General features: G+C 44.9%; 8 protein-coding genes and 1 pseudogene. All 9 read left to right on the forward strand.

Annotated features, from left to right (window positions below; translation table 11 throughout):
- The coding region (gene yaaA, locus AK81_RS27410; protein WP_043204358.1) for a peroxide stress protein YaaA at positions 1 to 613 on the forward strand (613 nt) is incomplete at its 5' end.
- Between the two features lie 137 nt (positions 614 to 750).
- The gene (locus AK81_RS27415; RefSeq protein ID WP_043204359.1) at positions 751 to 1155 is read left to right on the forward strand and encodes an NUDIX hydrolase; all 405 of its coding nucleotides are present in this window, start codon (positions 751 to 753) and stop codon (positions 1153 to 1155) included.
- 484 nt (positions 1156 to 1639) lie between these two features.
- The gene (locus AK81_RS28845; RefSeq protein ID WP_081042169.1) at positions 1640 to 2578 is read left to right on the forward strand and encodes a GSCFA domain-containing protein; all 939 of its coding nucleotides are present in this window, start codon (positions 1640 to 1642) and stop codon (positions 2576 to 2578) included.
- Position 2579: 1 nt separating this feature from the next.
- Positions 2580 to 3887: a hypothetical protein gene (locus tag AK81_RS28850; protein ID WP_081042170.1), complete on the forward strand. Its 1308-nt coding sequence runs from the start codon at positions 2580 to 2582 to the stop codon at positions 3885 to 3887.
- Complete coding sequence (gene murB, locus AK81_RS28855) at positions 3856 to 4722, forward strand: UDP-N-acetylmuramate dehydrogenase (RefSeq protein ID WP_081042171.1); 867 nt, start codon at positions 3856 to 3858, stop codon at positions 4720 to 4722. The genes AK81_RS28850 and murB overlap by 32 nt, the downstream gene beginning before the upstream one ends.
- Entirely contained in the window at positions 4719 to 5174 is a 456-nt protein-coding gene (locus tag AK81_RS27695) for an NUDIX domain-containing protein (protein ID WP_069375861.1), read from the forward strand. Before murB ends, AK81_RS27695 begins: the two co-directional genes overlap by 4 nt.
- On the forward strand, positions 5146 to 5694 hold the full coding sequence (locus tag AK81_RS28860; RefSeq protein WP_343226821.1) for a hypothetical protein: 549 nt from the start codon (positions 5146 to 5148) through the stop codon (positions 5692 to 5694). The genes AK81_RS27695 and AK81_RS28860 overlap by 29 nt, the downstream gene beginning before the upstream one ends.
- Positions 5695 to 5708: 14 nt before the next feature.
- On the forward strand, positions 5709 to 6515 hold the full coding sequence (locus AK81_RS28865; RefSeq protein WP_081042173.1) for a class I SAM-dependent methyltransferase: 807 nt from the start codon (positions 5709 to 5711) through the stop codon (positions 6513 to 6515).
- 308 nt (positions 6516 to 6823) lie between these two features.
- Positions 6824 to 6962, forward strand: a pseudogene (gene yaaA, locus AK81_RS28870) (peroxide stress protein YaaA); the annotation flags it as partial.

A 6962-nucleotide genomic window follows, 5' to 3' on the forward strand; every position in this document is an offset into this window, starting at 1 on the left:
CGCCGGCCTGAACGCCGCCCGCTTCGGCAGCTGGACCCCAGACTTCACCCCCGCCAATGCCAAGCAGGCCCTGCTGGCGTTCAAGGGTGACGTGTACACCGGCCTCGACGCCGAAAGCTTGGGCGAGGACGACTTCAGCTACGCGCAAGACCACCTGCGCATGCTTTCGGGCCTGTACGGCCTGCTGCGCCCGCTCGACCTGATGCAGCCCTATCGCCTGGAAATGGGCACCAAGCTGGCCAACGCCCGCGGTAAAGACCTGTATGCCTTCTGGAGCACACGCATCAGCGAATGGCTGAACCAGGCCCTGGCCGAACAAGGCGATGACGTGCTGCTGAACCTGGCCAGCAACGAGTACTTCAGTGCCGTGAAACGCAGCGCGCTGAAGGCCCGGGTGATCAACGTCGACTTCAAGGACCTGAAAAACGGCCAATACAAGATCATCAGCTTCTACGCCAAGAAAGCCCGCGGCATGATGAGCCGCTTCGTCATCCAGCAGCGCATCAGCGACCCGGAGCAGCTCAAGCAGTTCGACGTGCAGGGCTACTACTACAGTGCCGAGCAGTCCAAGCCGGACCACCTGGTGTTCCTGCGCGATCATCCTGGCGAGTGAGTTACTGACGAAGACGGGAGCTGTTCATTTAAGAGAACATGCTCCCTTCGTCACACCTTCAAACATTTTATTATTTGACTACACTGCGATCACTACTAACCTACTGACAAATATTCCTCCAGCTCAGAGATTAATACATGGCATTCGACGATACCTTCCGCTTGAGCTCCCACGCAGTAATATTTAACGAAGACAATGAGGTACTTCTATTAAAAGCAACCTATGGGAATTTTGCATGGGGGCTCCCCGGCGGCGCCTTAGAGGTTGGAGAAACAATTCATGAAGCACTAATTAGAGAGTGCTTGGAAGAACTTAATCAACAGATCACCGACGCAACACTGACTGGCGTCTACTACCATAAGCAGTATAACTCACAGGCCTTCATATTCCGCTGCACTATAAACGACATTTCAAAAATAACATTGAGTAACGAACACTCAGAATACAATTTTGTTCCTGTATGTTCCCTAAGCGAAATTCAAGGCATACGAGTCACTGACTGCCTAAATTTTTCCGGAATCGTTACCAGTAGAAAATTCTGACCAATATCTCTAATCTTCCTAACCTACAATAATCTTCACACGGCAAATCCTCCCCACTAAGATTACACTCATATCTCATTCGATAGATATCTGGGTAAAGCGCTTGCGTGAGTTACGATACTGACTCTGCGAGCTGTATTTTCGCATCTACCACACACACCGAAATTTTCACTGCGCTCGCATAAGGTATGAAAGGATCCTCGCGCTCTTGTACTCGCTTATCACTCCTGCCACTAACAAATGCGTAAGTGTTTCAAATGCTGCGACTTCTCGCATGCCCCCCTAGCGGACTCGTTGGGAAAAATTACGGGGAAGCAACAACCTATTGATAATACTCCAAAAAATCAGTCCGTAGAATAGTCCTACATCATCAGTGGACTTTTCCCACAGTAACTTACCGAACATCCTCTTCTAACTTGATCTAAGATCAGTCTCGCAAGCAATCACTGAGACAAAACTTACGACACAAGCGGGAAGAACAGCAATGAAGAAATATAAAGACATAAACTTAATGGGTGAAAGGTGGAACAGCTCCACCAAAAAACCATATAAAACAAGAAACATGAATAGATGGCTTACAGAGCATTCGAAGATCTTAACAATCGGGAGTTGCTTTGCTGTCAATTTTGCACGCTGGATCTCATTGCACAATATTTACACCACAGCACCTGACTGGGGACTCCATTACAATACAAAAACCATAATCCACGAGCTATTAACTTGTTCAGAAGGAGAACAGAGAAATATTACTTGGGCGGTAAAGTCGGTCGATGGCAACCTCTGCTTTCATGACGCCAGGAGGCATCCAATTAGTAGAGAGTCCGAATTGGAGCTATCACACTTGCAGGCCAAATTACAAGCCTGTGGAAAAATAGCACTAGAAAGCTCCACAGCTTTCGTTATCACATTCGGCCTCAGCGAACTTTGGGAGCAGCAAATTGGCGAAGAATGGCACCACTTGAACCGAGCTCCCTTAACAAATATAACGTCTGATAAGCCACTCAATTTTCGAAATCGCTTTCAGACAGTAGCCGAAATCAAATCCGACCTCCTTAAAATAATAAAAATCATATATACATCACATCACCGCTCAGTACCCATTGTTTTTACAGTATCCCCAATACCACTAAAAACCAGCGGCATGCCCTACGACCCTAGAATCGCAAATGTCAGATCAAAATCCAATCTGGTCGCTGCAATTCACGAATTGCTTGACGAACACCCGGGGTTAGAGAGCGTCTCGTACTTCCCTGCTTTTGAGATGTTCTTTCAATCCCCAGGCCTACCTACAGCGTGGCAGCAAGACGGAAGGCATGTCACAGCAGAGAAAATAGATTCCGTATGCCGGATGTTCATATCAATCTACGCAAAAGATACTGAAAAATTCAACAAAAACATTAACTTTACAGTGCCGGAGGTCTGAGATGAACAGCGCTACTCTTAAGCCATTAGATTATGATTTAAACCTAATACCTACCATTCATATATCCCCCTCAAAAAACTCAACGCTTCCGTTATTAGCAGCGTCCTTACTGATCGAAGGAATCACTCTCCTCGAAATTGATGACGACCACATTGATGATATTAAAACCATGATAATCATCCTATCCAAATTAGGAGCTCACTGCATACAGGAAAAAGATCAATTAATTATTGATGCACGCGGCCCTATCCATTCCGAGGCAGTTTTTAAAGAGTGCTCGGATACTCGCTATAGTTTATTGCTGCTTGGCATATTGAGCTCACGCACTGGTAGTGCCAAAGTTTCAATCCCTGGTGGTTGCGACCTCAATCGTCCTTTTGACTACCACGTCGACTGCTTGACTAAGCTTGGAAACTCCATAAGCCATGACGACTACGAAATATCATGCAGCAAAGGTTCAGCGCTAATTACAACACTAGAATTACCTTACCCCTCTGTTGGCACCACACTTCAAGCCCTATTCTCTTGTGTCACTGGCACCACAAATTCAACGATACATATTCAGAATACTGCCCTCGAACCAGAAATTGATGATGTCATATCATTCCTGAATAAAGCAGGCACAAAAATCCTGCGAAACGGCAGTGATTTGATTGTAGTCCCCGTCAACAATAAAACGCTACGAGGAATCAAACACAAACCTATCGATGACCGAATCGAAGCAAGTTCTTATGCCTTTGCATCAATGGCCGCACGAAAATTAGTTCTACTTAAAAACTATCCAATTCAGTTCATGGCTGAGCCACTTCACATACTGGACCAATTGAAATGCCCTTACTACCTTCTGGGTGCAGGTGATATCTTGATCGACGGTAGAGCGTTTAACGACCGTCAGCCCCTTGATGTTACAGCACTTCCTTATCCAGGGTTCCCCACTGATCTTCAGCCTATCTTAACTGCGCTGTGCTGCACCCTTGATTCGAAGCATATAGTTAGAGATATGGTTATGCCGTCCCGTACAAACTATGTCAATGAGCTTAGAAAAATTGGCGCTGACATTTCCTGCTTTGAAAACACGATTTCAATCAACGGTTTCAAAAAGAAATCCAACCAAGTATCAATAAACGTATCAGCCCCGGACCTAAGAGGCGGAATGGCAATAGTCCTGTTAGCTATTTCCTGTGGATGTCAAATCAATATAACCGCCTTCAATCAAATATTGCGTGGTTACTCAAGAATAATAAGCAACGCTCAAATACTTGGCGGACAGATCACTTATGACCACACCTCAACGGACCGAGCTAACTGAATTAAATTCCTACTACATAAACTCAAACGCAGAGCGCGCTTATTCACCAAAAGACTTAAGCGAACTAAAGTCCGCGATAGTACACAGCAACGGCACAAAACGAATAATCCTTGGAGGTGGTAGCAACATAATCCTTAGCAAGCCCAATTATGGTTGCGACACATCATTTTTACTCATGCAGCGGATGCCTAAAACACTCACATGGGAGGAGAACATATGCACTGCGGATAATTCAGTCCGTCTGCAGACGCTCGTACAAGAGTCAATTGATAGAAACTTCTCCGGGCTCGAAAAACTAATAGGAATACCAGGCACGATTGGCGGAGCCATCTACATGAATGCTGGAGCTTTCGACTGTGATATTCATCAAGCGCTCATAGAAGTAACAACTCTTAATCTAGAAAACAATTTAATAATGACCTATAACAAAAACGATCTAGAAAATTCCTATCGAACCAGCATTTTCCAGAAAAGCCGAGAGATCATTATACAGGCAAAATTTAAATTTATTCCGGGAGCGCATGACCAACCCGTCGCTGCATCAGCGAAAGCTATTCTCAAGAGACGTCACACGACCATACCGTATATCTTACCAAATGCTGGAAGCGTATTTCAAAGACCTAATCATAAGCTTAGAGTCGGCGAGATGATAGATGCTTTAGGGCTAAAAGGATTTCGGATTGGAGGTGCAATGATATCCGAACTCCACGGCGGCTTTATTGTGAATATTTGCCAAGCAACCGGAAGCGACGTGATAGCGCTGGCACAACACATTAAGAACGTCGTTCTCAAGGAGTACGGAACACCACTTCACCTCGAGCAGGTCATCATATGAAATTCTACTTTTTTGAGAACATCACAAGCAAGATCAAATCAATTTTCGGATGTCCAAGCCTAGGGGTTAAAGCAGTAGTATTTAACGACAAGCAACAAGTCCTTTTAATACAGCACACTTATCGTATTGGTTGGCATTTGCCAGGTGGAGGAGTAGTAGCAGGAGAAACACCTCGTGCAGCTGTATGCAGAGAAGTACTAGAAGAAACAGGCCTCACTGCCTTCAAACCCTTACTTGTTTCGGCTTTATTGAATAAATGGAGGCACCAGCATGATTATGTCTTGCTTTACAAAATAACTGATTATCTAGGCCCCACACAAATTCACGACCACCATGAAATTAAAAACATTGGATGGTTCGATTTACATAAATTACCTGAAGAGACTACGTCAAATACAAAAGACCGAATATCAGAAATACTTAATGGAGACAACAACAATGATTACTGGTGAAAACTTAAAAATCACTTGCTTACAAAACCTGAACGTCACCTGCAGCGAGTGGGCTCCTGACGTAATCTTTTCATTTATTGATCCCGGCACTCGAATAAAAGAAATCTTAGCTTACAAACCCGCCAAACACTTTATTTACGAACTCTACGATCAAGAGCAAAGCGCAGATCTTGAGCATATGACAGCAACTCTAAAAAAGTACATGAATGACATCAGCACTCTAGAAACAAATGCGAAGACAAAAATAATATTCCACTGCCACGCAGGAGTAAGCCGAAGCACCGCATTCGCTTACATCTATTTACACTACCATGGCTCTAATGCCTTCTCGAAGCTCTTACGATTAGCAAACAAGCCTTGGCCAAATTACAAAATATGCGAAATCATGGAAAATCTTTACTTTTATACTGGGGATCTTACTGCAGACCTCTTACGTTACAGGCAACAGCACAAAAAACGGTTACAAGCTTACCGGCGCCTTAATCTTGCCAGAGGTTTGATTTCACCTGTAAAAAGATAAGCCAGGATCCTTTTATGAAAAACTACAGACTTGCAACAGGCATAAGTGACAAACATCGACTAAAGATACTGAATGAAATATACAACCCCTCAAGCTTAGCCTTCCTAGATGAGCATGTATTGCGTATTGAAAAACCAATATCAATTTTAGAGATAGGGTGCGGCCATGGACATATGACGTGCATTTTAGCGAAAGCCTTGAGCGTTAATGGAGGAACTATTACAGGAAGAGACATATCCGAGAATCAGCTTGAAATCGCCAGGGACATTGCAAAACCAAATAAGCTAGGCAATATCAGCTTTGAGCGCAGTGATATTAGCTTTCAAGATAAAGCTGAAGATTTTTTTGACTGTACCTACAGCCGATTCTTGCTCATGCACTTGCACAACAGAACTGAATCCTTGAAATCCATCAGTGAATCATTAGCGCCCAACGGGATTTCGATATTTGAGGAACCTTGCCTCAGCAGTCAATTTTGCCACCCCTACTTCCCGGAGTTTTATGAAGCGAACGCCTTAACAATAAAATTAGGCGAGAAGTTGAACCTTAACTACAACAACCCAATATCACTACTAGATGAAATTTCAAAATTTTACCACATAGAGGCACTTAACATATCACAACCAACACTGGCAACGCATGCACACAAGCAAATAATACACGAATCATTTAAACAGATTTCAAAGGATCTATTAAGCTACGCCCTCTGCAGTGAGGCTGACTCACTTCGTATAGCCGAATCGCTTTACAACTTTTCTTGTTCCCCCAACGGCTTTGCCTCTGGACTGAGGGTGCTACAAGTTAAGGCCCGACGAAGGTAGACATAAACCCAAACAATCGTCGTTGTTATTCTAACTCGCCTCTGACAATGACTAATTTCTGCTCAACCTGGTAGTAAAGGTAGGCGCGCTTTTAACATCCAACAATGCATGAACAACCCAGGGCAACTCAAGCAGTTTAATGTGCAGGAGTTCTTCTGCAGTGCCGAGCAGTCCCCTACTGGGCCTACCCGATTATGCTGCCGAACCAGTTGCTGCGCCCATGAGTTCGAGCGATGCTCGTGCTCATGGGCGGTTAACCTGTCAAGGTGAACACCTGTCCGCATTGACTACTTTCACTGCATGCCCTGCCCCAGTACCTGGACGACTCCCAGGAACTGATCCAGCAGCTGCGCGAACTGTCGCCGGCGCAGATCAGCGAACTGATGCACCTGTCCGACAAGCTCGCCGGCCTGAACGCCGCCCGCTTCGGCAGCTGGACCCCAGACT

Origin of the sequence: Pseudomonas putida W15Oct28 (assembly GCF_000708715.2) — a bacterium.
GTDB lineage: Bacteria > Pseudomonadota > Gammaproteobacteria > Pseudomonadales > Pseudomonadaceae > Aquipseudomonas > Aquipseudomonas putida_R.